This window comes from Pseudomonas sp. MWU12-2037, assembly GCF_023242345.1.
Classification (GTDB): domain Bacteria; phylum Pseudomonadota; class Gammaproteobacteria; order Pseudomonadales; family Pseudomonadaceae; genus Aquipseudomonas; species Aquipseudomonas gingeri_D.
The window spans coordinates 1-26420 of sequence record NZ_JALLIZ010000011.1 but is presented as its reverse complement, the minus strand read 5'-3'; the positions used below and the strand labels follow the sequence as shown (position 1 = coordinate 26420).

The following is a 26420-nucleotide window of genomic DNA, read 5'->3' as shown; positions in this document are numbered from 1 at the left end:
TCCAATCAGTTGCGGAACGGGAATTTGAAAGCACGCAGCAATGCGCGACCTTCATCATCGTTCTTGGCAGTGGTGGTCAGGGTAATGTCCAGACCGCGCAGAGCATCGATCTTGTCGTAATCGATTTCCGGGAAAATGATCTGCTCTTTCACGCCCATGCTGTAGTTGCCACGACCGTCGAAGGACTTGGCATTCAGGCCGCGGAAGTCGCGAACCCGAGGCAGGGAGATCGACAGCAGACGATCCAGGAACTCATACATACGATCGCGACGCAGGGTCACTTTGACACCGATCGGCCAACCTTCGCGGACTTTGAAGCCAGCGATGGATTTGCGAGCGTGAGTCACAACGACTTTCTGGCCGGTGATCTTCTCCAGGTCAGCCACAGCGTGCTCGATGACTTTCTTGTCACCGATCGCTTCGCCCAGACCCATGTTCAGGGTGATCTTGGTAATGCGCGGAACTTCCATCACGTTCGCCAGCTTAAGTTCTTCCTTAAGCTTCGGAGCGATTTCCTTCCGGTAAATCTCTTTCAGTCGTGCCATGGTCTTCTACCTAGCAGTGTTCAAGCATCAACCGCTTTTTGGGTCGACTTGAAGACACGAATTTTTTTGCCGTCTTCTACTTTGAAACCAACGCGGTCAGCCTTGTTGGTTTCGCCGTTGAAAATGGCGACGTTGGAAGCGTGCAGTGGCGCTTCTTTTTCGACGATACCGCCCTGTACGCCCGACATCGGGTTAGGCTTGGTATGACGCTTGACCAGGTTCAGACCACCGACGACCAGACGGTCATCAGCGAGAACCTTAAGCACCTTACCGCGCTTACCTTTGTCTTTGCCGGCGATCACGATGATCTCGTCGTCACGACGAATCTTTTGCATGTCGGATCTCCTTACAGCACTTCTGGGGCGAGCGAGACGATCTTCATGAACTTCTCATTACGAAGTTCACGGGTCACTGGCCCAAAGATACGGGTGCCGATCGGCTCTTGCTTGTTGTTCAACAGAACAGCAGCGTTGCCATCAAAGCGGATAATGGAGCCGTCAGCACGACGAACGCCATGGCGAGTGCGGACTACGACAGCAGTCATCACTTGGCCTTTCTTCACTTTACCGCGCGGAATTGCTTCCTTGACGGTTACTTTGATGATGTCACCGATACCAGCGTAACGACGATGCGAGCCACCCAGCACCTTGATGCACATAACGCGGCGAGCGCCGCTGTTATCGGCCACATCGAGCATGGATTGAGTCTGAATCATATAATTTCTCCGACCCCTAGCCCTTAGACTTCCACAGCGCGTTCGAGAACATCAACCAGCGCCCAAGACTTGGTCTTGGCCATCGGACGAGTTTCACGAATCGTGACCTTGTCGCCAATGTGGCACTGGTTGGTTTCGTCGTGCGCGTGCAGCTTAGTCGAACGCTTAACGTATTTACCGTAGATCGGGTGCTTTACGCGACGCTCGATCAGAACGGTGATGGTCTTGTCCATTTTGTCGCTGACAACACGGCCAGTCAGCGTACGGACGGTCTTTTCGGCTTCAGCCATGATTACTTACCTGCCTGCTGGTTGAGCACAGTCTTCACACGAGCGATGTCGCGCTTAACTTGCGAGAGCAGGTGAGACTGCCCCAACTGGCCAGTTGCTTTCTGCATACGCAGATTGAACTGGTCGCGCAGCAGGCCGAGCAGTTGCTCGTTCAGCTGCTGTGCTGATTTTTCACGAAGTTCATTCGCTTTCATCACATCACCGTCCGTTTAACAAAAGCGGTGGCGAGCGGCAGCTTTGCAGCAGCCAGGGCAAAAGCCTCACGCGCCAGCTCTTCAGTAACACCCTCGATTTCATACAGGACTTTGCCTGGCTGAATCTGGGCAACCCAGTACTCCACGTTACCCTTACCTTTACCCATCCGAACTTCGAGGGGCTTTTTGGAGATAGGCTTGTCCGGGAACACACGGATCCAGATCTTGCCGCCACGTTTTACGTGACGGGTCAGAGCACGACGCGCTGACTCGATCTGACGAGCGGTGAGACGACCACGAGCAACAGACTTCAGCGCGAACTCGCCGAAGCTGACTTTGCTACCGCGCTGAGCCAGACCACGGTTGTGGCCTGTCATCTGCTTGCGGAACTTCGTACGCTTTGGTTGCAACATTTGGCGTACCCCTTACTTAGCAGCTTTTTTACGAGGCGCTGGTGCTTGTGGTTTCAGTTCTTCTTGGCGACCACCAATTACTTCGCCTTTGAAGATCCAAACCTTTACACCGATCACACCGTAGGTGGTGTGAGCTTCGTAGTTGGCATAGTCGATGTCGGCACGCAGGGTGTGCAGTGGCACACGACCTTCGCGATACCATTCAGTACGTGCGATTTCAGCACCGCCGAGACGACCGCTCACTTGGATTTTGATGCCTTTGGCACCAATGCGCATGGCGTTCTGTACGGCGCGCTTCATGGCGCGACGGAACATCACACGACGCTCCAGCTGCTGAGCTACGCTCTGGGCAACCAGCATACCGTCGAGCTCCGGCTTGCGGATCTCTTCGATATTGATGTGCACAGGCACACCCATTTGCTTGGTCAGGTCCTGACGCAGTTTCTCAACATCCTCACCTTTCTTCCCGATAACGATACCTGGACGAGCGGTGTGGATGGTGATGCGTGCAGTTTGGGCCGGACGATGGATATCGATACGGCTTACGGACGCGCTTTTTAGTTTGTCTTGGAGGTACTCACGCACTTTCAGATCTGCGAGCAAATAGTCCGCATAAGTCCGACCGTCTGCGTACCAGACGGAGGTGTGCTCCTTGACGATTCCCAGGCGAATGCCAATGGGATGTACTTTCTGACCCATCTCTTCGACTCCGTTACTTGTCAGCAACCTTGACAGTGATATGGCAAGACCGCTTGACGATGCGATCAGCCCGGCCTTTGGCACGCGGCATGATGCGCTTCAGCGAACGCCCTTCGTTGACGAAAACGGTGCTGACCTTCAGGTCATCAACGTCTGCGCCTTCGTTATGCTCGGCGTTGGCTACGGCCGACTCCAGCACTTTCTTCATGATCTCGGCGGCTTTCTTACTGCTGAAAGCCAACAAGTTGAGCGCTTCGCCCACCTTCTTCCCGCGGATCTGGTCGGCGACCAAGCGGGCTTTCTGGGCGGAGATTCGAGCGCCCGACAACTTAGCGGCTACTTCCATTTCCTAACCCCTTAACGCTTGGCTTTCTTGTCAGCCACGTGCCCACGATATGTGCGGGTACCGGCAAACTCGCCCAGTTTGTGGCCGACCATGTCTTCGTTCACGAGAACGGGGACGTGTTGACGACCGTTATGCACAGCGATGGTCAAACCGACCATTTGTGGCAGGATCATGGAACGGCGCGACCAGGTCTTAACTGGTTTGCGATCGTTCTTTTCCGCCGCCACTTCGATCTTCTTCAGTAGGTGAAGATCGATAAAAGGACCTTTTTTCAGAGAACGTGGCACTGTCGTATCCCTCTATTTACTTGCGACGACGGACGATCATTTTGTCGGTACGCTTATTACCACGAGTCTTCGCGCCCTTAGTCGGGAAGCCCCACGGCGATACCGGATGACGACCACCAGAGGTACGACCTTCACCACCACCATGTGGGTGGTCAACCGGGTTCATGGCAACACCACGAACGGTTGGGCGAACGCCACGCCAGCGTTTGGCACCGGCTTTACCCAGGGAACGCAGGCTGTGCTCGGAGTTCGAGACTTCGCCCAGCGTTGCACGGCATTCCGACAGCACTTTACGCATTTCACCGGAGCGCAGACGCAGGGTCACGTAGACACCTTCACGAGCGATCAGCTGAGCCGAAGCACCAGCGGAACGGGCGATCTGTGCACCTTTACCTGGCTTCAATTCGATGCCGTGTACGGTGGAACCCACTGGGATGTTGCGCAGTTGCAGAGCGTTACCCGGCTTGATTGGAGCCAGAGCGCCTGCGATCAGCTGGTCGCCAGCACTCACGCCTTTAGGCGCGATGATGTAGCGACGCTCGCCGTCTGCGTACAGCAGCAGAGCGATGTGAGCAGTACGGTTTGGATCGTATTCGATACGCTCGACAGTGGCAGAGATGCCATCTTTGTCGTTGCGACGGAAATCGACCAGACGATAATGCTGCTTATGACCACCACCGATGTGACGAGTGGTAATACGGCCATTGTTGTTACGACCACCAGTCTTCGATTTTTTCTCGAGCAGCGGTGCGTGAGGAGCGCCTTTATGCAGCTCCTTGTTGACCACCTTGACCACAAAACGGCGGCCAGGGGAAGTCGGTTTGCATTTAACGATTGCCATGATGCACCCCTTCCTTACTCAGCACTGCTGCTGAAATCGAGATCTTGGCCTGGCTGAAGGGAGATAACTGCCTTCTTCCAGTCATTACGCTTGCCCAGACCGCGAGCAGTGCGTTTGCTTTTACCCAGGACATTCAGGGTAGTCACACGCTCTACTTTCACGCTGAACAGGCTTTCGACGGCCTTCTTGATTTCCAGCTTGGTTGCGTCAGTCGCAACCTTGAAAACGAACTGACCTTTCTTGTCTGCCAGGACCGTAGCCTTCTCGGAAACGTGCGGGCCAAGCAGAACTTTAAATACGCGTTCCTGGTTCATCCCAGCAGCTCCTCGAATTTCTTCACGGCCGACACGGTGATCAACACCTTGTCGTATGCGATCAGACTAACTGGATCGGAACCCTGTACGTCACGGACATCAACGTGTGGCAGGTTACGAGCAGCCAGGTACAGGTTCTGATCAACAGCGTCGGACACGATCAGAACGTCGGTCAGACTCATGCCAGTCAGTTTGTTCAGCAGGTCTTTGGTTTTCGGCGTTTCAACAGCGAAATCCTGAACCACGACCAGACGATCAGTACGCACCAGCTCAGCAAGGATGGAACGCATTGCTGCGCGATACATCTTCTTGTTCAGCTTCTGGGAGTGATCCTGAGGACGAGCTGCGAAAGTGGTACCGCCGCCACGCCAGATTGGGCTACGGATGGTACCGGCACGAGCACGGCCAGTACCTTTCTGACGCCATGGGCGCTTACCGCCACCGGAAACGTCGGAACGGGTCTTTTGCTGCTTGCTACCCTGACGGCCGCCAGCCATGTAGGCCACGACTGCTTGGTGAACCAGCGTCTCGTTGAATTCGCCGCCAAATGTCAGTTCGGAAACTTCGATTGCCTGAGCGTCATTTACATTTAATTGCATGTCAGCTTCCCCTTAACCGCGAGCCTTGGCTGCTGGACGTACAACCAGGTTGCCGCCAGTAGCGCCAGGAACAGCGCCCTTGACCAACAACAGATTGCGTTCAGCGTCCACGCGCACTACTTCGAGGGACTGCACGGTCACGCGCTCAGCGCCCATATGACCGGACATTTTCTTGCCCTTGAATACACGACCAGGAGTCTGGCACTGGCCGATAGAGCCTGGAACGCGGTGGGACACGGAGTTACCGTGGGTATTATCTTGCCCGCGGAAGTTCCAACGCTTGATCGTACCCTGGAAGCCTTTACCCTTGGACTGACCGGTTACATCAACCAGTTGACCAGCGGCGAAGATTTCAGCGTTGATCAGATCGCCGGCCTGGTAGTCGCCGTCTTCAAGACGGAACTCCATTACGGTACGACCAGCGGCAACGTTCGCTTTAGCGAAGTGGCCAGCTTGAGCAGCTGTAACACGCGAAGCACGACGCTCGCCGACAGTGACTTGCACTGCACGATAGCCATCGGTTTCTTCAGTTTTGAACTGGGTGACGCGATTCGGCTCGATCTCAATGACCGTAACCGGAATGGAGACACCTTCTTCGGTGAAAATACGGGTCATACCGCATTTACGACCGACTACACCAATAGTCATGTTGTAAACCTCATGAGTGTACGGGGCTTTCACCCGCTATGGCCGCCCATTTCAGAGCGTTACACGACTAAGACCGAGTCTTAGCCGAGGCTGATCTGCACTTCCACACCTGCCGCAAGATCAAGCTTCATCAGCGCATCAACGGTTTTATCCGTTGGCTGGACGATGTCCAGTACACGCTTATGAGTACGGATCTCGTACTGGTCGCGCGCGTCTTTGTTGACGTGCGGGGAGACCAGAACGGTGAACCGCTCTTTACGGGTAGGCAGTGGAATTGGACCACGCACTTGAGCACCAGTACGTTTCGCGGTTTCCACGATTTCCTGGGTGGATTGGTCGATCAGGCGATGGTCAAAAGCCTTCAACCTGATACGGATTTGCTGATTTTGCATTGGATTTCAGACTCCGGCTGCTATTCCCACCGAGCGCAATACGCCCGTTAAAAGGAGGCGCAATTCTATAGACGCCCCAGATAGGTGTCAACCTAATAAAAAAGCCCCCGCAAGGCGGGGGCTTTTTCAAAGCATCGAAGCTATCTCAATGAGAAAGCTTACTCGATGATTTTGGCTACGACGCCAGCGCCGACGGTACGACCGCCTTCACGGATAGCGAAACGCAGACCGTCTTCCATCGCGATGGTTTTGATCAGAGTGACAGTCATCTGGATGTTGTCACCTGGCATTACCATTTCAACGCCTTCTGGCAGCTCGCAGTTACCGGTCACGTCAGTAGTACGGAAGTAGAACTGTGGACGGTAGCCTTTGAAGAACGGAGTATGACGGCCGCCTTCTTCCTTGCTCAGAACGTAAACTTCTGCGGTGAACTTGGTGTGCGGCTTGACCGAACCTGGCTTGACCAGAACCTGGCCACGCTCAACGTCGTCACGCTTGGTACCACGCAGCAGAACGCCGCAGTTCTCGCCCGCACGACCTTCGTCGAGCAGTTTACGGAACATTTCAACACCAGTGCAGGTGGTGACGGTGGTGTCACGCAGACCAACGATTTCCAGTGGGTCTTGAACGCGAACGATACCGCGCTCGATACGACCAGTCACAACAGTACCGCGACCCGAGATCGAGAATACGTCTTCGATTGGCATCAGGAATGGCTTGTCGGTCAGACGAACTGGCTCTGGAATGTAGCTGTCCAGGGTTTCAACCAGCTTCTTGACAGCCGAAGTACCCATTTCGTTATCGTCTTTGCCTTCCAGCGCCATACGAGCCGAACCGATGATGATTGGAGTGTCATCACCTGGGAAGTCGTAAGTGCTCAGCAGGTCGCGCACTTCCATCTCAACCAGTTCCAGCAGCTCTGCGTCGTCTACCAGGTCAGCCTTGTTCAGGAAAACCACGATGTACGGAACGCCTACCTGACGGGACAGCAGGATGTGCTCACGGGTTTGTGGCATCGGACCATCGGCGGCCGAGCAAACCAGGATCGCGCCGTCCATCTGGGCAGCACCGGTGATCATGTTTTTCACATAGTCAGCGTGACCCGGGCAGTCAACGTGCGCGTAGTGACGAGTCGAAGAGTTGTACTCGACGTGCGCGGTGTTGATGGTGATACCACGAGCCTTTTCTTCCGGCGCGCTGTCGATTTTATCGAATTCAACGACTGCGGAACCGAAAACCTCGGAGCAAACGCGAGTCAGAGCAGCGGTCAGCGTGGTTTTACCGTGGTCGACGTGACCGATGGTGCCAACGTTGACGTGCGGGAGGGAACGATCAAATTTTTCTTTAGCCACGACAATTAACTCCTAGCCTAAAGGGCTGAATCAGCCTTGTTTTTTAACGAGAGCTTCGACGATGTTCGACGGAGCTTCGGAGTATTTGGAGAATTCCATAGAGTAGCTCGCGCGACCCTGGGACATGGAACGAACATCGGTCGCATAACCGAACATTTCGCCCAACGGAACCTCGGCGCGGATCACCTTGCCGGAAACCGTATCTTCCATACCCTGGATCAGACCACGACGACGGTTCAGGTCACCCATCACGTCACCCATGTAGTCCTCAGGTGTTACAACTTCTACCTTCATGATCGGCTCAAGTACAACACCGCCGCCCTTGGACGCGAGTTGCTTGGTCGCCATGGAAGCAGCCACCTTGAACGCCATCTCGTTGGAGTCGACGTCGTGGTAAGAACCGTCAAACACAGTAGCCTTCAGGCCGATCAGCGGATAACCGGCAACAACGCCGTTCTTCATCTGCTCTTCGATACCCTTCTGGATAGCCGGGATGTATTCCTTAGGAACCACACCACCCACTACTTCGTTCACGAATTGCAGACCTTCCTGACCTTCGTCAGCCGGCGCAAAACGAATCCAGCAGTGACCGAACTGGCCACGACCGCCGGACTGGCGAACGAACTTGCCTTCGATTTCGCAATTCTTCGTGATCTTCTCACGATAGGAAACCTGAGGCTTACCGATGTTGGCTTCGACGTTGAACTCACGGCGCATCCGGTCAACCAGGATGTCCAGGTGCAACTCGCCCATGCCGGAGATGATCGTTTGACCAGTCTCTTCATCAGTTTTGACGCGGAAAGACGGGTCCTCCTGAGCAAGTTTGCCCAGAGCGATACCCATTTTTTCCTGGTCATCCTTGGTCTTTGGCTCAACGGCAACCGAAATAACCGGCTCCGGGAAGTCCATGCGAACCAGGATGATTGGCTTGTCAGCAGAGCACAGGGTGTCACCGGTGGTGACGTCCTTCATGCCGATCAGGGCCGCGATGTCGCCAGCGCGTACTTCCTTGATCTCTTCACGGGTGTTGGCATGCATCTGCACCATACGACCCACGCGCTCTTTCTTGCCCTTGACCGAGTTGATCACGCCGTCGCCGGAGCTCAACACGCCCGAGTAAACGCGAGCGAAGGTCAGGGTACCCACGAATGGGTCAGTGGCGATTTTGAACGCCAGAGCGGAGAACGGTTCGCTGTCGTCTGCATGACGCTCCATGGCGATAGTCTCGTCATCCGGATCGGAACCCTTGATGGCAGGAATGTCGACAGGTGCAGGCAGGTAGTCGATAACAGCGTCGAGAACCAGGGGAACACCCTTGTTCTTGAAGGAAGAACCGCAAACAGCCAGAACGATTTCGCCAGCGATGGTCCGCTGACGCAGAGCGCCCTTGATTTCCTCGATGGTGAGCTCTTCACCCTCGAGGTATTTGTTCATCAGCTCTTCGTTGGCTTCGGCAGCCGCCTCGACCATGTTGCTGCGCCACTCTTCGGCCAGCTCCTGCAGTTCAGCAGGGATAGCTTCGCGACGAGCAGCCATACCTTTGTCAGCGTCGTCCCAGTAGACGGCTTCCATGGACATCAGATCGATCTGACCCTGGAAGTTGTCTTCGGAACCGATAGCCAACTGGATAGGCACTGGAGTGTGACCCAGGCGCTGCTTGATCTGCGCAACAACACGCAGGAAGTTCGCACCGGCACGGTCCATCTTGTTCACGTAAACGAGACGTGGAACACCGTACTTGTTGGCTTGACGCCATACGGTTTCAGACTGAGGCTCGACACCGGAAGTACCGCAGAACACAACGACCGCACCGTCGAGTACGCGCAGCGAACGTTCTACTTCAATGGTGAAGTCAACGTGGCCGGGGGTATCGATGATGTTGAAGCGGTGCTTGGGAAACTGCTTGGCAGAACCTTCCCAGAATGCGGTGGTCGCAGCGGAGGTAATGGTAATACCCCGCTCCTGCTCCTGCACCATCCAGTCCATGGTCGCGGCGCCGTCGTGCACCTCGCCCATTTTGTGGTTTACGCCCGTGTAAAACAGGACGCGCTCGGTGGTCGTGGTTTTACCCGCGTCCACGTGAGCAACGATACCAATGTTACGGTAGCGTTTAATATCGGTTGTACGAGCCATAAAGCCCTCGCAAATTGAGTGACGCTAAAATTAGAAGCGGTAGTGCGAGAAAGCCTTGTTGGCTTCAGCCATACGGTGCACGTCTTCACGCTTCTTAACTGCAGCACCTTTACCTTCAGCGGCATCCAACAGTTCGCCAGCCAAACGCAGAGCCATGGACTTCTCGCCGCGCTTGCGGGCGAAGTCTACCAACCAGCGCATTGCCAGAGCGTTACGACGGGACGGACGAACTTCGACCGGAACCTGGTAAGTAGCACCGCCTACACGGCGCGACTTCACTTCGACCAGCGGAGCGATGGCGTCGAGTGCTTTCTCGAAGAGTTCCAGGGGGTCAGCGTTTTTGCGCTCTTTAACTTTTTCCAGAGCACCATAAACGATACGTTCGGCCACGGCTTTCTTGCCGCTTTCCATCACGTGGTTCATGAATTTGGCGAGAATCTGGCTACCGTATTTCGGATCGTCCAGAATCTCACGCTTGGCTGCTACACGACGTCTTGGCATTGATAAGCCCTCAAACGGTCTTCAGGTTAGCCCGGGAACATGACACCCAGTGGATGTACGCCCGACCTTACTCTTATCGACTCAAAAAAATAAAAATCAGTTACTGCAGCAAACGACCGATTACTTCGGACGCTTGGTACCGTATTTCGAACGACCTTGGTTACGACCTTTGACGCCGGAGGTATCCAGGGAGCCGCGAACGGTGTGGTAACGAACACCTGGCAAGTCTTTTACACGACCGCCACGGATCAGGACCACGCTGTGCTCTTGCAGGTTGTGGCCTTCACCGCCGATGTACGAGGAAACCTCGAAACCGTTGGTCAGGCGCACACGGCATACTTTACGCAGTGCCGAGTTAGGTTTTTTCGGCGTGGTGGTGTACACACGGGTGCACACGCCACGACGTTGCGGGCAGTTCTGCAGCGCAGGTACGTCGGATTTCTCGACGATACGCTTACGCGGCTGACGTACCAGCTGGTTGATAGTTGCCATCTACTAGCTCCACTGTTGTCTTGCGACGCTATTGTCTTGCAAGAAAAGCAAAATGGCAGGAACGAGTTCCCGCCAAATTTAGGGGTACAAGAGTCTAAAGAGGATCTTGTCCCCAGTCAAGACAAGGCCCCGATCTCCTCACACCGACCATCGCAACAAAAAATGTCACGATGGCGTTGGCGGAGGCTATCAGGGCCTTGATCTCACTACCGCAGAACTCAGTTACCGCTAGAGTTCAGCGCTTCGGTCAGTGCAGCTTCCACTTCACTGGCGCTTACGCGCAACGGTTTGTCCAGTTCACGACGACGCTTGCGCTCGCTGTGATAGGCCAGACCGGTACCGGCCGGGATCAGACGACCCACAACCACGTTTTCTTTCAGGCCGCGCAGGTAATCGCGCTTGCCGGTAACGGCCGCTTCGGTCAGTACGCGGGTGGTCTCTTGGAAAGAGGCCGCCGAGATGAACGATTCGGTCGACAACGACGCCTTGGTGATACCCAGCAGAACGCGAGTGAACTTGGAAACGAACTTGTCGTCGCCCGCCAGACGCTCGTTCTCTACCAGAACGTGAGTCAGCTCCATCTGGTCGCCCTTGATGAAGGTGGAATCGCCGGATTCAGCGATTTCAACTTTACGCAGCATCTGACGCAGGATGGTCTCGATGTGCTTGTCGTTGATCTTCACGCCTTGCAGACGGTAAACGTCCTGGATCTCGTTGACGATGTACTTGGCCAGCGCACTCACACCCAGCAGACGCAGGATGTCGTGTGGATCGCTTGGACCGTCGGAGATAACTTCGCCGCGGTTCACTTGTTCGCCTTCGAAGACGTTCAGGTGACGCCACTTCGGAATCAGCTCCTCGTACGGATCGCTACCGTCGTTCGGGGTAATGACCAGACGGCGCTTGCCCTTGGTCTCTTTACCGAACGCGATGGTGCCGCTGACTTCAGCCAGAATCGAGGCCTCTTTCGGACGACGGGCTTCGAACAAGTCGGCAACACGCGGCAGACCACCGGTGATGTCGCGAGTTTTCGAAGTTTCTTGCGGAATCCGCGCGATAACGTCACCGATCGCGATTTTCGCACCGTCCGCCACACCGACCAGGGCGTTGGCTGGCAGGAAGTACTGAGCGATTACGTCAGTGCCTGGCAGCAACAGATCCTTGCCGTTGTCGTCGACCATCTTCACCGCAGGACGAATGTCCTTGCCGGCTGCTGGACGGTCTTTGGCATCGAGGACTTCAATGTTGGTCATACCGGTCAATTCGTCAGTCTGACGCTTGATCGTGATGCCTTCTTCCATGCCCACGTAGGTCACGGTACCTTTCATTTCGGTAACGATCGGGTGAGTGTGCGGATCCCACTTGGCCACGATTGCGCCAGCGTCGACCTTGTCACCCTCTTTAACCGAAATCACCGCACCGTACGGCAGCTTGTAGCGCTCGCGCTCACGACCGTAGTCGTCGGCAATCGCCAGCTCACCGGAACGGGACACTGCAACCAGGTGGCCATCCACTCGCTCAACGTGTTTCAGGTTGTGCAGACGGACGGTACCGCCATTCTTGACCTGAACGCTGTCGGCTGCGGAGGTCCGGCTTGCCGCACCACCGATGTGGAACGTACGCATGGTCAGCTGGGTACCCGGCTCACCGATGGACTGGGCAGCGATAACGCCGACCGCTTCACCGATGTTCACCTGGTGACCACGAGCCAAGTCACGGCCGTAGCACTTGGCGCAGATGCCATAACGGGTTTCGCAACTGATTGGCGAGCGCACGATGACTTCGTCGATGCTGTTCAGCTCGATGAATTCAACCCACTTCTCGTCAACCAGGGTACCGGCAGGAACGATGATTTCCTCGGTGCCCGGCTTGAAGACGTCACGGGCGATCACTCGACCCAGTACGCGCTCACCCAACGGCTCTACTACGTCACCGCCTTCGATGTGCGGCGTCATGAGCAAGCCTTGCTCAGTGCCACAGTCGACTTCGGTCACCACCAGATCCTGCGCCACGTCTACCAGACGACGGGTCAGGTAACCGGAGTTCGCGGTTTTCAACGCGGTATCCGCGAGGCCCTTACGAGCACCGTGAGTGGAGATGAAGTACTGGAGTACGCTCAGGCCTTCACGGAAGTTCGCGGTGATCGGCGTCTCGATGATCGAGCCGTCCGGCTTGGCCATCAGACCACGCATACCGGCCAGCTGACGGATCTGGGCTGCGGAACCCCGCGCACCCGAGTCGGCCATCATGTACATCGAGTTGAAGGATTCCTGGTCGACTTCGTCGCCATGACGGTCGATGACCTTCTCTTTCGAGAGGTTGGCCATCATCGCCTTGGACACTTCGTCGTTCGCCTTGGACCACAAGTCGATCACTTTGTTGTACTTCTCGCCCTGGGTAACCAGGCCGGAGGCGTACTGACTTTCGATCTCTTTCACTTCGTCGGTGGCAGCACCGATGATGCGGGCTTTTTCATCCGGGATAACGAAGTCGTTAACACCGATGGAAACGCCGGAAATGGTCGAATAGGCAAAACCGGTGTACATCAACTGGTCAGCGAAGATCACGGTCTCTTTCAAACCAACCACGCGGTAGCACTGGTTGATCAGTTTGGAGATCGCCTTCTTCTTCATCGGCAGGTTGACGACGTCGAACGACAGGCCGGCCGGAACCACCTGGAACAACAGCGCACGGCCGACAGTGGTGTCGACGATACGGGTGTTCTTGACGCTGCCACCATCACGATCATTGACGGTTTCGTTGATACGAACCTTGATCTTGGCGTGCAGGGCTGCTTCGCCGGCGCGGAATACGCGGTCGACTTCCTGCAGGTCGGCGAAGATACGACCTTCGCCCTTGGCGTTGATCGCTTCACGGGTCATGTAGTACAGACCCAATACAACGTCCTGCGACGGAACGATGATTGGCTCACCGTTGGCAGGCGACAGGATGTTGTTGGTCGACATCATCAACGCACGCGCTTCGAGCTGGGCTTCCAGCGTCAGCGGTACGTGCACGGCCATCTGGTCGCCGTCGAAGTCGGCGTTGTACGCAGCACAGACCAGCGGGTGCAGCTGGATAGCCTTACCTTCGATCAGTACCGGTTCAAACGCCTGGATACCCAGACGGTGAAGGGTCGGTGCACGGTTGAGGAGGACCGGGTGTTCGCGAATCACTTCAGCGAGAACGTCCCAAACCTCTGGCAGTTCGCGCTCGACCATTTTCTTGGCGGCTTTGATGGTGGTCGCGAGACCACGCATTTCCAGCTTGCCGAAAATGAACGGCTTGAACAGCTCGAGGGCCATCTTCTTCGGCAGACCGCACTGGTGCAGACGCAGGGTCGGACCCACGGTGATTACCGAACGACCCGAGTAGTCAACACGCTTACCGAGCAAGTTCTGACGGAAACGACCTTGCTTACCCTTGATCATGTCAGCCAGGGATTTCAGAGGACGCTTGTTCGAACCGGTAATGGCGCGACCGCGACGACCGTTGTCCAGCAGGGCATCCACAGCTTCCTGCAGCATGCGCTTTTCGTTGCGCACGATGATGTCAGGCGCGGACAGGTCCAGCAGGCGCTTCAAACGGTTGTTACGGTTGATCACTCGACGATACAGATCGTTGAGGTCGGAAGTCGCGAAGCGACCGCCATCGAGCGGAACCAGTGGACGCAGGTCTGGCGGCAGAACCGGCAGAACGGTCAGCACCATCCACTCTGGCAGGTTGCCGGAACCCTGGAAGGCTTCCATCAACTTCAGGCGCTTGGACAGCTTCTTGATCTTGGTTTCGGAGTTGGTTTGCGGAATTTCTTCGCGCAGACGGCCAATCTCGTGTTCCAGGTCGATCGCGTGCAGCAGCTCGCGGACGGCCTCAGCACCCATGCGGGCGTCGAAGTCATCACCGAACTCTTCGAGGGCTTCGAAGTACTGCTCGTCGTTCAGCAGCTGGCCTTTTTCAAGGGTGGTCATGCCCGGGTCGATAACGACGTAGCTCTCGAAGTAGAGAACGCGTTCGATATCACGCAGGGTCATGTCCATCAGCAAGCCGATACGCGACGGCAGGGACTTCAGGAACCAGATGTGGGCAACCGGCGAAGCCAGTTCGATGTGCGCCATGCGCTCACGACGAACCTTGGCCAGTGCGACTTCAACGCCGCACTTCTCGCAGATCACACCACGGTGCTTCAAGCGCTTGTACTTACCGCACAGGCACTCGTAATCCTTGACCGGGCCAAAGATCTTGGCGCAGAACAGGCCGTCACGCTCAGGTTTGAACGTACGGTAGTTGATGGTTTCCGGCTTTTTAACTTCACCGAACGACCACGAACGGATCATCTCAGGCGAGGCCAATCCAATACGGATGGCGTCGAACTCTTCGACTTGACCCTGGTTTTTCAGCAAATTCAGTAGGTCTTTCAAGGCCTTTCCTCCTGGCGGAGCAGAGAGCGGGCCATACAGCCCCGCTCTCGATTCGCGTCACGTGTTATTCGGTTTCCAGATCGATATCGATGCCGAGGGAACGAATTTCCTTGATCAACACGTTGAAGGACTCGGGCATGCCCGGCTCCATACGGTGATCGCCGTCCACGATGTTTTTGTACATCTTGGTCCGACCGTTCACATCGTCCGACTTCACTGTGAGCATTTCTTGCAGAGTGTATGCAGCACCGTATGCTTCCAGTGCCCAGACCTCCATCTCCCCGAAACGCTGACCACCGAACTGCGCCTTACCACCCAGCGGCTGCTGGGTAACCAGGCTGTACGAACCGGTAGAACGAGCGTGCATCTTGTCGTCTACCAAGTGGTTCAGCTTCAGCATGTACATGTAGCCAACGGTAACCGGACGTTCGAACTTGTTGCCGGTACGACCATCGAACAGTTGCATCTGGCCGCTTTCCGGCAGGTCTGCCAGTTTCAGCATGGCCTTGATTTCAACTTCCTTGGCACCGTCGAACACTGGGGTGGCCATTGGCACACCAGCCTTGAGGTTGTGCGCCAAGTCGAGGATTTCCTGGTCGGTGAAGCTGTCCAGGTCCTCGTTACGACCGCCGATCTCGTTGTAGATCTCGTGCAGGAACTTGCGCAGGTCAGCGACCTTGCGTTGCTCCTCGATCATGCGGTTGATCTTCTCGCCCAGACCTTTGGCCGCCAGGCCCAGGTGGGTTTCGAGGATCTGACCAACGTTCATACGCGAAGGTACGCCCAGCGGGTTGAGGACGACGTCGACCGGGGTGCCATGGGCATCGTGCGGCATGTCTTCAACCGGCATGATCACGGAGACCACACCCTTGTTACCGTGACGACCGGCCATCTTGTCGCCCGGCTGGATGCGGCGACGGATTGCCAGGTAGACCTTGACGATCTTCAGCACGCCCGGAGCCAGGTCATCACCTTGCTGCAGCTTGCGCTTCTTGTCTTCGAACTTGTCGTCCAGCAGACGGCGGCGATCAACGATATAGGCCTGGGCCTTCTCGAGCTGCTCGTTCAACGCATCTTCAGCCATGCGCAGTTTGAACCACTGCCCATGCTCCAGACCGTCGAGCACTTCGTCGGTGATTTCCTGACCTTTTTTCAGGCCAGCGCCGCCTTCGGCCTTGTGGCCAACCAGCGCGGAACGCAGACGCTCGAAGGTCGCGCCTTCAACGATGCGGAACTCTTCGTTGAGGTCCTTGCGGATCTCGTCGAGCTGGCTCTTCTCGATGGACAGGGCACGGGTATCGCGCTCGACGCCATCACGGGTGAAGACCTGCACGTCGATGACGGTACCCTTGGTACCGGTTGGTACACGCAGGGAGGTGTCTTTGACGTCGCTGGCCTTCTCACCGAAGATCGCACGCAGCAGTTTCTCTTCCGGAGTCAGTTGGGTCTCGCCTTTCGGAGTGACCTTGCCGACCAGGATGTCGCCCGGGCCGACTTCGGCACCGACGTAGACGATACCGGCTTCGTCCAGCTTGTTCAGTGCGGCTTCACCCACGTTCGGGATGTCCGCAGTGATTTCCTCTGGCCCAAGCTTGGTGTCACGCGCCACACAGGTCAGTTCCTGGATGTGGATCGTGGTGAAACGGTCTTCCTGAACAACGCGTTCCGACAGGCAGATGGAGTCTTCGAAGTTGAAGCCGTTCCATGCCATGAAGGCGATGCGCATGTTCTGACCCAGAGCCAGTTCACCCATGTCGGTGGACGGGCCGTCGGCCATGATGTCGCTACGCTGAACACGATCACCTTTACGCACCAGCGGACGCTGGTTGATGCAGGTGTTCTGGTTCGAGCGGGTGTACTTGGTCAGGTTGTAGATGTCGACACCGGCTTCGCCGGTTTCAACTTCGTCATCGGCAACACGAACCACGATACGGCTGGCATCGACGGAGTCGATCACGCCACCACGACGAGCCACGACGCAAACGCCGGAGTCACGGGCAACGTTGCGCTCCATGCCGGTACCTACCAGCGGCTTGTCGGCACGCAGGGTCGGTACAGCCTGACGCTGCATGTTGGAACCCATCAACGCACGGTTGGCGTCGTCGTGCTCGAGGAACGGGATCAGCGACGCTGCAACCGACACAACCTGCTTCGGCGAAACGTCCATCAGGGTGACGTCTTCCGGCGCCTTGACGGTGAACTCGTTCAGGTGACGTACGGCTACCAGCTCGTCGATCAGCACTTTCTGCTCGTTCATGGTCGCCGAAGCCTGGGCGATCACGTGATCGGCCTCTTCAATGGCGGACAGGAACACGATCTCGTCGGTGACCAGGGCGTCTTTCACCACACGGTACGGGCTTTCCAGGAAGCCGTACTGGTTGGTGCGCGCATAAGCGGCCAGGGAGTTGATCAGACCGATGTTCGGACCTTCCGGCGTTTCGATCGGGCAAACACGACCGTAGTGCGTCGGGTGTACGTCACGGACTTCGAAGCCGGCGCGTTCGCGGGTCAGACCACCAGGGCCGAGTGCGGAGACACGACGCTTGTGGGTGATCTCGGACAGCGGGTTGTTCTGGTCCATGAACTGCGACAGCTGGCTGGAACCGAAGAACTCTTTCACCGCCGCAGCCACTGGCTTGGCGTTGATGAGGTCCTGCGGCATCAGGCCTTCGCTTTCAGCCATCGACAGACGCTCCTTGACCGCACGCTCAACGCGTACCAGGCCAACACGGAACTGGTTCTCGGCCATTTCGCCTACGCAGCGAACACGACGGTTACCCAGGTGGTCGATGTCGTCGACGATGCCTTTGCCGTTACGGATGTCGACCAGGGTCTTGAGGACCGCGACGATATCGTCCTTGTTCAGTACGCCCGAACCTTCGATCTCGGTACGACCGATACGACGGTTGAACTTCATCCGGCCGACCGCGGACAGGTCATAGCGCTCAGGGCTGAAGAACAGGTTGTTGAACAGGGTCTCGGCGGCATCCTTGGTCGGTGGCTCACCAGGACGCATCATGCGATAGATCTCGACCAGCGCTTCCAGTTGGTTGCTGGTGGAGTCGATCTTCAGCGTGTCGGAGATGAACGGACCGCAGTCGATGTCGTTGGTGTACAGCGTCTCGATGCGAACGACCTGGGCCTTGGCGATTTTCGCCAGGATCTCGGTGTTCAGCTCGGTGTTGCATTCGGCCAGGATTTCGCCGGTAGCCGGGTGCACGATGACCTTGGCGGTGGTGCGGCCCAGGACGTAGTCCAGCGGCACATCCAGCTCTTTGATCCCGGCTTTTTCCAGCTGGTTGATGTGGCGAGCGGTAATACGACGACCCTGCTCGACAATCACCTTGCCTTTGTCATCGAGGATATCGAGGACGGCGATTTCACCGCGCAGACGCTGAGGCACCAGCTCCAGGCTCAGGGTTTCGCCCTTCACGTGGAAAACGTTGGTGGTGTAGAACGCGTCCAGCACTTCTTCGGTGGCGTAGCCCAGTGCGCGCAGCAGCACGGAAGCCGGCAGCTTGCGACGACGGTCGATACGCACGAAGACGCAGTCTTTCGGGTCGAACTCGAAGTCCAACCACGAACCGCGGTAAGGAATGATCCGCGCGGAGTACAGCAGTTTGCCGGAGCTGTGCGTCTTGCCGCGGTCGTGGTCGAAGAACACGCCCGGGGAACGGTGCAGCTGGGAAACGATCACGCGCTCGGTACCGTTGATAACGAAGGTACCGTTCTCGGTCATCAGGGGGATTTCACCCATGTAGACTTCTTGCTCTTTGATGTCCTTGATCGCTTTGTTCGACGATTCTTTGTCGAAAATGATCAGGCGCACTTTTACCCGCAAAGGTACGGCGTAAGTCACACCGCGCAATACGCATTCTTTGACATCAAATGCCGGTTCGCCCAGGCGATAACCGACGTACTCCAGCGCAGCATTGCCGGAGTAGCTGATGATCGGGAAAACGGATTTGAAGGCCGCATGCAGGCCCACGTCGCGGAACTGATCTTTAGTCGCTCCCGCCTGCAAGAATTCACGATACGAATCCAGCTGGATGGCCAGGAGGTACGGCACATCCATGACGTCCGGCAACTTGCTAAAGTCCTTGCGGATACGTTTTTTCTCAGTATATGAGTAAGCCATCAGCGTTCCCCAGCTTGGTCACCTGCTTGTTTGGCCCCTCCCCGACGGGAGCAGCCAGAAAATCGTGCAAACCCCATGGTTTGCGCCACCGCATCGGGTGGTTGAAGCACGTCAAAGGCACCGACCGAGTCGGCCGCCAGTAACGGAAAAAGGCCGGTGGCAAGAGCCACCAGCCATCAGCCTGTCGCTTAACGCTCGGGCTGGAGACGCAAGGTCAGAGCTTACTTCAGCTCGACTTTAGCGCCTGCTTCTTCCAGTGCTGCTTTGGCTTTGTCAGCTGCGTCTTTGGCAACAGCTTCCAGAACCAGGGCAGGAGCGCCGTCAACTACAGCCTTGGCTTCTTTCAGGCCCAGACCGGTCAGTTCACGTACTGCCTTGATCACGTTAACTTTCTTCTCGCCAGCTTCCAGCAGCATGACGTTGAATTCGGTTTGCTCTTCAACAACAGCGGCAGCAGCAGCAGGACCTGCCGAAGCAGCAGCAGCGGTAACACCGAATTTTTCTTCGAAAGCTTTGATCAGCTCAACAACCTGCAGAACCGACATTTCAGCTACGGCGTTGAGGATATCTTCTTGGGAGATAGACATTACTGTATTTCCTGAATTGGGGGACGGCCTACGCGACCATCGAAATAAACAAAAATACGCGAAAAGAAGTGCTCAGCCTTAGGCTGCGACAGCTTCTTTCTGGTCGCGAATAGCCGCCAGAGTACGAGCCAACTTGCTGGTAGCGCCTTGAATCACGCTCATCAGCTGGGAGATTGCTTCGTCACGGGTCGGCAAGGTTGCCAGTACGTCGATCTGATTGGCTGCGAGGAACTTGCCCTCGAACGCAGCTGCCTTGATCTCGAACTTGTCCTGACCCTTTGCAAACTCTTTGAACAGACGAGCAGCAGCGCCCGGGTGTTCCTTGGAGAAAGCAATCAGGGTCGGGCCTTTGAACACGTCGTTGAGGACCGAGTACTCGGTGCCTTCAACAGCGCGCTTGAGCAGGGTGTTACGTACGACACGTACGTACACGCCAGCTTCGCGGGCCTCTTTACGGAGTCCGGTCATCGCGCTTACTGTTACGCCACGGGCATCAGCCACGACAGCGGACAGAGCGACTTTGGCAGCCTCGTTGACTTCAGCGACGATGGCCTTCTTGTCTTCGAGTTTAATTGCCACGGGTTTAACTCCTGCTTGTTACCGTTTCATCTGGCCGAAGCCGGATGTCGTTTTGGTGTCTGATTCGGTAAGGAACCGGGAGCACCATCTGCGTAGGCTTGAGGTTTAAGGCTTGCGCCGCCTACGGTCTTGGATAGCCCCCGCCAGGCAGGGACCCCAATTTTTTTTTCGATTGGCGCAATCGCTTGCGCCAATGCGCGTCTTACGCTTCCAGCGAGCTCTGGTCGATGACCAGGCCTGGACCCATGGTGGTGCTCAAGGTAACGCGCTTGACGTAGATACCTTTCGAGGAAGCTGGCTTGATACGCTTCAGGTCAGCGATCAGGGCTTCAACGTTTTCCTTCAGCTTGACGGCGTCGAAGCCGATCTTGCCAACGGAGGTGTGGATAATACCGTTCTTGTCGGTGCGATAACGAACCTGACCGGCCTTGGCGTTTTTCACCGCGGTGGCGACGTCTGGAGTTACGGTACCGACTTTAGGGTTAGGCATCAGGCCACGTGGACCGAGGATCTGACCCAGTTGACCTACAACACGCATTGCGTCCGGGGAAGCAATAACGACGTCATAGTTCAGGTCGCCGCCTTTCATTTCGGCAGCCAGGTCGTCCATACCAACGCGATCGGCGCCGGCAGCCAGAGCAGCTTCAGCAGCCGGACCCTGGGTGAACACAGCAACGCGAACGGTCTTGCCAGTGCCGTGTGGCAGCACAGTAGCGCTACGTACGACCTGGTCGGATTTACGTGGGTCAACGCCCAGGTTTACAGCAACGTCAAACGACTCGCTGAACTTGACAGTCGACAGCTCGGACAGCAGAGCAGCGGCTTCTACAAAGTTGTAGGCCTTGCCTGCTTCGATTTTGCCGGCGATAGCCTTTTGGCGCTTGGTCAGCTTAGCCATTACACACCCTCCACGTTAAGGCCCATGCTACGAGCAGAACCGGCGATGGTACGCACGGCTGCATCCATATCAGCTGCAGTCAGATCCGCGTTTTTGGTTTTCGCGATTTCTTCCAGCTGAGCACGGGTCACGGTGCCAACCTTAACGGTGTTCGGACGAGCGGAACCGCTGGTCAGGCCGGCGGCCTTTTTCAGCAGAACCGAAGCCGGGGTGGACTTGGTTTCGAAAGTGAAGCTGCGGTCACTGTAAACAGTGATGATCACAGGCGTCGGCAGACCTGGCTCAAGACCCTGGGTACGGGCGTTGAAGGCTTTGCAGAATTCCATGATGTTCACGCCGTGCTGACCCAGAGCTGGACCGACGGGTGGGCTAGGGTTGGCCTGGGCGGCCTTCACTTGCAGCTTGATGTAAGCGGTAATCTTCTTGGCCATGAGGCACTCCAATTACGGGTTCTAGCGCCTCGAAAGGCTCCCCGGTTACTTGCGCGTTTATCCCAGTGACGACAAAACCCCACAGCCTTGGACTGTGGGGTTGGGATGCTTGTTCAGCTAGACCTTTTCGACCTGGCTAAACTCCAACTCTACCGGAGTAGAGCGTCCGAAAATGAGCACGGCCACCTGGATGCGGCTCTTTTCGTAGTTGACCTCTTCGACGGTGCCGTTGAAATCAGCGAACGGACCATCGGTAACACGTACGACTTCGCCCGGCTCGAACAGTGTCTTCGGCTTCGGCTTGTCGCTGCCGTCAGCGACGCGACGCAGAATCGCTTCTGCCTCTTTGTCGGTGATCGGTGCAGGCTTGTCGGCGGTACCGCCGATGAAACCCATCACCCGAGGAGTGTCCTTGACCAAGTGCCAAGTTCCCTCGTTCATGTCCATCTGTACCAGCACATAGCCAGGGAAGAACTTACGCTCACTCTTGCGCTTCTGGCCGTTACGCATCTCCACTACTTCTTCAGTAGGGACCAGAATTTCGCCGAAGCCATCTTCCATGCCTGCCAGCTTTACGCGCTCGACCAACGAGCGCATCACATGCTTCTCGTAACCCGAGTAAGCATGCACAACGTACCAACGCTTAGCCACGGGACACCCTTAGCCTACAATCGAGGAAACAAGCCAGCCGAGCAGGGAATCAAGCCCCCACAACAGCAACGCCATTACCAGAACAACAGCCACCACGATCAACGTGGTCTGCGTGGTTTCTTGGCGAGTCGGCCATACGACTTTACGAATCTCGGTACGAGCTTCCTTTGCCAGCACGAAGAACGACTTGCCTTTCGCGGTCTGCAGGCCTACAAAGGCAGCTACAGCAGCGATGACAAGCAGAGCCAGTACGCGGTACAGGATCGGCGAACCATGATAGTACTGGTTGCCAACAACACCAATCACCACCAAAGCGACTACGACGAGCCACTTGAGAAGATCGAAGCGAGAGCCTTGGGCTTCAGCGTTGGAGGTCATCTAAGAGAATCCTGTGAAAAGAAAGCCAGACACACCGAGTGAATCTGGCAGGTCAGGAGGGAATCGAACCCCCAACCTACGGTTTTGGAGACCGTCGCTCTGCCAATTGAGCTACTGACCTAAAACTTGAATCAGGCCGACCATTATGTCGACCTGAGAGAGGCATTTCAACTACTTATTCGATTACTTTCGCCACCACACCCGCGCCGACGGTACGACCGCCCTCACGGATAGCGAAACGCAAGCCATCTTCCATCGCAATGGTCTTGATCAGAGTGACAGTCATCTGAATGTTGTCACCTGGCATTACCATTTCGACGCCTTCCGGCAGCTCGCAATTACCAGTCACATCAGTCGTACGGAAGTAGAACTGCGGACGGTAGCCCTTGAAGAACGGCGTATGACGACCGCCTTCTTCCTTGCTCAGCACGTAAACTTCTGCAGTGAACTTGGTGTGCGGCTTGACCGAACCCGGCTTGACCAGTACCTGGCCACGCTCGACATCGTCACGCTTGGTGCCGCGCAGCAGAACGCCGCAGTTTTCACCTGCACGACCTTCGTCGAGCAGTTTACGAAACATTTCAACGCCGGTGCAGGTGGTGACAGCAGTGTCACGCAAGCCTACGATTTCCAGCGGATCTTGAACACGAACGATACCGCGCTCAATACGACCCGTCACAACGGTACCGCGACCGGAGATCGAGAACACGTCTTCGATTGGCATCAGGAACGGCTTGTCGATTGCGCGCTCAGGCTCGGGAATATAGCTATCCAGAGTCTCAACCAGCTTCTTGACAGCCGAAGTACCCATGCCATTTTCATCATTGCCTTCCAGCGCCATACGCGCGGAGCCAATGATGATCGGCGTGTCGTCACCTGGGAAATCGTAAGTGCTCAGCAGATCGCGCACCTCCATCTCAACCAGCTCCAGCAGCTCGGCATCATCTACCAGGTCAGCCTTGTTCAGGAAGACCACAATGTAGGGAACGCCTACCTGACGGGACAACAGGATGTGCTCACGGGTTTGCGGCATCGGACCATCAGCGGCCGAGCAAACCAGGATCGCGCCATCCATCTGCGCAGCACCGGTGATCATGTTTTTTACGTAGTCGGCGTGACCTGGGCAGTCAACGTGTGCGTAGTGACGCACAGCCGAATCGTATTCAACGTGAGCGGTGTTGATGGTGATGCCACGAGCTTTTTCTTCTGGGGCGCTATCGATCTTGTCGAAGTCGACCTTGGCCGAACCGAACACTTCGGAGCAAACGCGAGTCAAGGCAGCAGTGAGCGTAGTTTTACCATGGTCGACGTGACCAATGGTCCCCACGTTGACGTGCGGCTTATTACGTTCGAACTTTTCCTTAGCCATCGAAATCACCCTCAGGAGAAGAATTAAGCAAGCTACATCAGCCATTAAAACAAAGGCAGATATTTGCATATCTGCCTTGTTGTTATGGAGCTCTTGAGCGGATTTGAACCGCTGACCTCACCCTTACCAAGGGTGTGCTCTACCAACTGAGCTACAAGAGCGAAACACGGTGCACAAACAGCAAACTTGGAGCGGGTAGCGGGAATCGAACCCGCATCATCAGCTTGGAAGGCTGAGGTTCTACCACTAAACTATACCCGCGGAGCTTGCAGCTCACGCTTAAATATGGTGGAGGGGGAAGGATTCGAACCTTCGAAGTCGTAGACGTCAGATTTACAGTCTGATCCCTTTGGCCGCTCGGGAACCCCTCCTAAGCGAGCCGACATTCTACATCATGTCGACCTTCTGTCAAGCATTTTTCTCATTTAAATTATGAGGTTAGCTGCGTTGACCCGCTTCGTAGCCAGTCCCTCAAGAGGTGTTCACTGCGAAGCGGGCGCCATTCTATTCAAACTATTCGACAGTTGCAATGCCTTCGCACGGCATTATTTTATGTTTTAACTCATTGAATTCTTTAGCAAGGTTCTGCAGCAGGGCATCGTCCAGCAAATGCTGGCTTTCAGGTGCGATCCGTACCCAGTACCCCGCTGAATCGGGCACATTCACCTGCTCTGCCCGCGCCTTGATATTGCTGCCCTGGAGACGCTGCACAATGGACTGCGCCAGATCCTGGCGAGCCACGGCACCCAGATAGACACAATCGCCTTCGCGCTCCGGCGCCGCAGAGACCGCACGACGCCCGCCGGCGCCATCGGATTCGCTCAACAACTGGATATCCTGGTGAGCGCTGCGGTACAGCGAAAGAGGAGCGACTTCCTTGGCCCTCAAGGGCGCTTCCTGCTGGTGCCAGACGTAATAGACACCATTGAGCACCAGCAACAACAGAAACAACCAACGCATAGGAACCTCAATCGAGCGGACACGCCACCGCCAAGCCAACCAATACCAGGACGGGCACCCGATGCGCCCTGCCCTTGTTAAAACCGCTAGCCGCCTCGAACTCAAGCATCATCGCGCAAGCGCAGGCTGAGTTCGCCACCACTGAAGACCTTTTCCACGCCATCCACCTGCAGACGGAGCGCACCCTGCTGATCGATGCCCAGCACGATCCCTTCGACCTGGTTCACTCCCGCGACCAGGGCAACCTTGCGCCCCTGCCAGAGATGATTCTGCTCCCACTCAGCCTGGATAGCCGCGAAACCAGAGGACTGGTGCCACTCCAGGTAAAAGCGCAGCTTTTCCCCCAGGCTCGCGATCAGCTCGTTGCGATCGATCGAACGGCCCGTTTCCAACCGTGCCGATGTCCACAGCTGATCCACCTGTTCGGCAACCTGCATATTGACGTTGATCCCGACCCCCAGCACGACGTGACAGACGTCCGCCGGGTCGCCGACCAGCTCCAGCAGAATGCCGGCGATCTTCTTGTTGTCCACCAGGACGTCATTGGGCCACTTCAGCCCCGCCCGGGCGATCCCCAGCTCACGCAATGCGCTTAGAACCGCCAGGCCGACCACCAGGCTCAAGCCCTCCAGCTGACGCATGCCGCCTTCGATCCTGAGCAACAGGCTGTAATAGATATTTTCCGCGAACGGACTGACCCAATGCCGGCCCCGGCGCCCTCGTCCTGCGGTTTGCCGTTCGGCCACCACAATGAATGGCGCAACGGAACCTTTCTCCACCAGGCGCAGCGCCTCGGCATTGGTTGAGTCAATGGTGTCGTAGACATGCACCGGCCAGGAGGCCGAGGGTTTTGCGGCGGCTATCTCCAGCTCGCTCAGCAACACCAGCGGGCTGGCGAGTTGGTAACCCCGGCCACGGACTTTATGGATAACCAGCCCGAACTCCGCCTCCAATTGCTGGAGCTGTTTCCAGACGGCGCTGCGGCTGACGCCCAAGGCTGCCCCCAGCGCTTGCCCGGAGTGGAATCGACCATCTTTGAGGAGCTTCAACAACGTCAACATGCAGGTCTCGACTCACAATGAGGCAGGCATGATAGCCATGCGCCGAGAGCTTGCATATGACTCTTGAGCCTTGCAGCGCCTGGGCCGGCCTCTTCGCGGGCAAGCCCGGCCCCTACAGTGTGATGTCGTATGCGAATTTTGTGCACGACGCCGTCCTGTAGGAGCCAGGCTTGTCGGATCGCCGCACCA

29 protein-coding genes and 4 tRNA genes are annotated in these 26420 nt (G+C 56.4%); all 33 read right to left on the bottom strand.

What is annotated here, in order from left to right; translation table 11 throughout:
* Positions 1-5 precede the first annotated feature (5 nt).
* Positions 6-545, bottom strand: coding sequence for a 50S ribosomal protein L5 (rplE, locus tag M5B42_RS20220; protein WP_040071276.1), 540 nt, complete (start codon positions 543-545; stop codon positions 6-8).
* Between the two features lie 20 nt (positions 546-565).
* Positions 566-880 carry a 50S ribosomal protein L24 gene (rplX, locus tag M5B42_RS20215; protein WP_007896770.1) on the bottom strand — a complete coding sequence of 105 codons (315 nt, stop codon included), beginning with the start codon at positions 878-880 and terminating at the stop codon, positions 566-568.
* Positions 881-891: 11 nt separating this feature from the next.
* Positions 892-1260, bottom strand: coding sequence for a 50S ribosomal protein L14 (rplN, locus tag M5B42_RS20210; protein WP_011063774.1), 369 nt, complete (start codon positions 1258-1260; stop codon positions 892-894).
* Positions 1261-1283: 23 nt separating this feature from the next.
* Positions 1284-1550, bottom strand: coding sequence for a 30S ribosomal protein S17 (gene rpsQ, locus M5B42_RS20205; RefSeq protein WP_003194644.1), 267 nt, complete (start codon positions 1548-1550; stop codon positions 1284-1286).
* Between the two features lie 2 nt (positions 1551-1552).
* Positions 1553-1744, bottom strand: a complete 192-nt coding sequence (rpmC, locus tag M5B42_RS20200) for a 50S ribosomal protein L29 (RefSeq protein ID WP_002555481.1) — start codon at positions 1742-1744, stop codon at positions 1553-1555.
* On the bottom strand, positions 1744-2157 hold the full coding sequence (rplP, locus tag M5B42_RS20195) for a 50S ribosomal protein L16 (RefSeq protein ID WP_003232424.1): 414 nt from the start codon (positions 2155-2157) through the stop codon (positions 1744-1746). Before rplP ends, rpmC begins: the two co-directional genes overlap by 1 nt.
* 12 nt (positions 2158-2169) lie before the next feature.
* Complete coding sequence (rpsC, locus tag M5B42_RS20190; protein WP_008065719.1) at positions 2170-2856, bottom strand: 30S ribosomal protein S3; 687 nt, start codon at positions 2854-2856, stop codon at positions 2170-2172.
* 13 nt (positions 2857-2869) lie between these two features.
* Positions 2870-3202: a 50S ribosomal protein L22 gene (gene rplV, locus M5B42_RS20185; RefSeq protein ID WP_003103908.1), complete on the bottom strand. Its 333-nt coding sequence runs from the start codon at positions 3200-3202 to the stop codon at positions 2870-2872.
* 11 nt (positions 3203-3213) lie between these two features.
* Complete coding sequence (gene rpsS / locus M5B42_RS20180; RefSeq protein ID WP_002555486.1) at positions 3214-3489, bottom strand: 30S ribosomal protein S19; 276 nt, start codon at positions 3487-3489, stop codon at positions 3214-3216.
* 16 nt (positions 3490-3505) lie between these two features.
* Entirely contained in the window at positions 3506-4330 is an 825-nt protein-coding gene (rplB, locus tag M5B42_RS20175) for a 50S ribosomal protein L2 (protein WP_103495383.1), read from the bottom strand.
* A gap of 14 nt (positions 4331-4344) precedes the next feature.
* Positions 4345-4644: a 50S ribosomal protein L23 gene (gene rplW / locus M5B42_RS20170; RefSeq protein ID WP_002555488.1), complete on the bottom strand. Its 300-nt coding sequence runs from the start codon at positions 4642-4644 to the stop codon at positions 4345-4347.
* Positions 4641-5243, bottom strand: coding sequence for a 50S ribosomal protein L4 (gene rplD / locus M5B42_RS20165; protein ID WP_121135086.1), 603 nt, complete (start codon positions 5241-5243; stop codon positions 4641-4643). The genes rplW and rplD overlap by 4 nt, the downstream gene beginning before the upstream one ends.
* A gap of 12 nt (positions 5244-5255) precedes the next feature.
* Positions 5256-5891 carry a 50S ribosomal protein L3 gene (gene rplC / locus M5B42_RS20160; protein WP_003194649.1) on the bottom strand — a complete coding sequence of 212 codons (636 nt, stop codon included), beginning with the start codon at positions 5889-5891 and terminating at the stop codon, positions 5256-5258.
* 80 nt (positions 5892-5971) lie between these two features.
* Complete coding sequence (gene rpsJ, locus M5B42_RS20155; protein ID WP_003186070.1) at positions 5972-6283, bottom strand: 30S ribosomal protein S10; 312 nt, start codon at positions 6281-6283, stop codon at positions 5972-5974.
* A 158-nt stretch (positions 6284-6441) separates the two neighbouring features.
* Positions 6442-7635 (bottom strand): elongation factor Tu, encoded by a 1194-nt coding sequence (tuf, locus tag M5B42_RS20150; protein WP_178130057.1) that lies wholly within the window; start codon positions 7633-7635, stop codon positions 6442-6444.
* Positions 7636-7665: 30 nt separating this feature from the next.
* On the bottom strand, positions 7666-9768 hold the full coding sequence (fusA, locus tag M5B42_RS20145) for an elongation factor G (protein WP_152742393.1): 2103 nt from the start codon (positions 9766-9768) through the stop codon (positions 7666-7668).
* Between the two features lie 30 nt (positions 9769-9798).
* A complete protein-coding gene (gene rpsG, locus M5B42_RS20140) occupies positions 9799-10269 on the bottom strand; it encodes a 30S ribosomal protein S7 (RefSeq protein ID WP_103495381.1) in 471 nt (156 codons plus the stop codon).
* Between the two features lie 120 nt (positions 10270-10389).
* Positions 10390-10761 carry a 30S ribosomal protein S12 gene (gene rpsL, locus M5B42_RS20135; RefSeq protein WP_003186084.1) on the bottom strand — a complete coding sequence of 124 codons (372 nt, stop codon included), beginning with the start codon at positions 10759-10761 and terminating at the stop codon, positions 10390-10392.
* A gap of 218 nt (positions 10762-10979) precedes the next feature.
* On the bottom strand, positions 10980-15179 hold the full coding sequence (gene rpoC / locus M5B42_RS20130) for a DNA-directed RNA polymerase subunit beta' (protein ID WP_100944351.1): 4200 nt from the start codon (positions 15177-15179) through the stop codon (positions 10980-10982).
* 64 nt (positions 15180-15243) lie between these two features.
* Positions 15244-19317, bottom strand: a complete 4074-nt coding sequence (gene rpoB, locus M5B42_RS20125) for a DNA-directed RNA polymerase subunit beta (protein ID WP_100944350.1) — start codon at positions 19315-19317, stop codon at positions 15244-15246.
* Between the two features lie 221 nt (positions 19318-19538).
* A complete protein-coding gene (rplL, locus tag M5B42_RS20120) occupies positions 19539-19904 on the bottom strand; it encodes a 50S ribosomal protein L7/L12 (RefSeq protein ID WP_100944349.1) in 366 nt (121 codons plus the stop codon).
* Positions 19905-19982: 78 nt separating this feature from the next.
* Complete coding sequence (gene rplJ, locus M5B42_RS20115) at positions 19983-20483, bottom strand: 50S ribosomal protein L10 (RefSeq protein WP_100944348.1); 501 nt, start codon at positions 20481-20483, stop codon at positions 19983-19985.
* A 202-nt stretch (positions 20484-20685) separates the two neighbouring features.
* Positions 20686-21381, bottom strand: a complete 696-nt coding sequence (rplA, locus tag M5B42_RS20110) for a 50S ribosomal protein L1 (protein ID WP_103495380.1) — start codon at positions 21379-21381, stop codon at positions 20686-20688.
* Positions 21381-21812 (bottom strand): 50S ribosomal protein L11, encoded by a 432-nt coding sequence (gene rplK / locus M5B42_RS20105; RefSeq protein ID WP_003176435.1) that lies wholly within the window; start codon positions 21810-21812, stop codon positions 21381-21383. The genes rplA and rplK overlap by 1 nt, the downstream gene beginning before the upstream one ends.
* Before the next feature lie 117 nt (positions 21813-21929).
* Positions 21930-22463, bottom strand: coding sequence for a transcription termination/antitermination protein NusG (nusG, locus tag M5B42_RS20100; RefSeq protein ID WP_003186097.1), 534 nt, complete (start codon positions 22461-22463; stop codon positions 21930-21932).
* A gap of 9 nt (positions 22464-22472) precedes the next feature.
* On the bottom strand, positions 22473-22841 hold the full coding sequence (gene secE / locus M5B42_RS20095) for a preprotein translocase subunit SecE (RefSeq protein ID WP_100944346.1): 369 nt from the start codon (positions 22839-22841) through the stop codon (positions 22473-22475).
* Positions 22842-22886: 45 nt separating this feature from the next.
* Positions 22887-22962 (bottom strand) — tRNA-Trp (locus M5B42_RS20090).
* A gap of 54 nt (positions 22963-23016) precedes the next feature.
* The gene (gene tuf / locus M5B42_RS20085) at positions 23017-24210 is read right to left on the bottom strand and encodes an elongation factor Tu (protein ID WP_100944345.1); all 1194 of its coding nucleotides are present in this window, start codon (positions 24208-24210) and stop codon (positions 23017-23019) included.
* A gap of 85 nt (positions 24211-24295) precedes the next feature.
* Positions 24296-24371: transfer RNA gene (locus M5B42_RS20080), tRNA-Thr, on the bottom strand.
* 26 nt (positions 24372-24397) lie between these two features.
* A tRNA-Gly gene (locus tag M5B42_RS20075) sits at positions 24398-24471 on the bottom strand.
* Between the two features lie 25 nt (positions 24472-24496).
* A tRNA-Tyr gene (locus M5B42_RS20070) sits at positions 24497-24581 on the bottom strand.
* Between the two features lie 142 nt (positions 24582-24723).
* Entirely contained in the window at positions 24724-25170 is a 447-nt protein-coding gene (locus tag M5B42_RS20065) for a hypothetical protein (RefSeq protein WP_103495379.1), read from the bottom strand.
* Positions 25171-25271: 101 nt separating this feature from the next.
* On the bottom strand, positions 25272-26231 hold the full coding sequence (birA, locus tag M5B42_RS20060; protein WP_248746818.1) for a bifunctional biotin--[acetyl-CoA-carboxylase] ligase/biotin operon repressor BirA: 960 nt from the start codon (positions 26229-26231) through the stop codon (positions 25272-25274).
* Positions 26232-26420 lie beyond the last annotated feature (189 nt).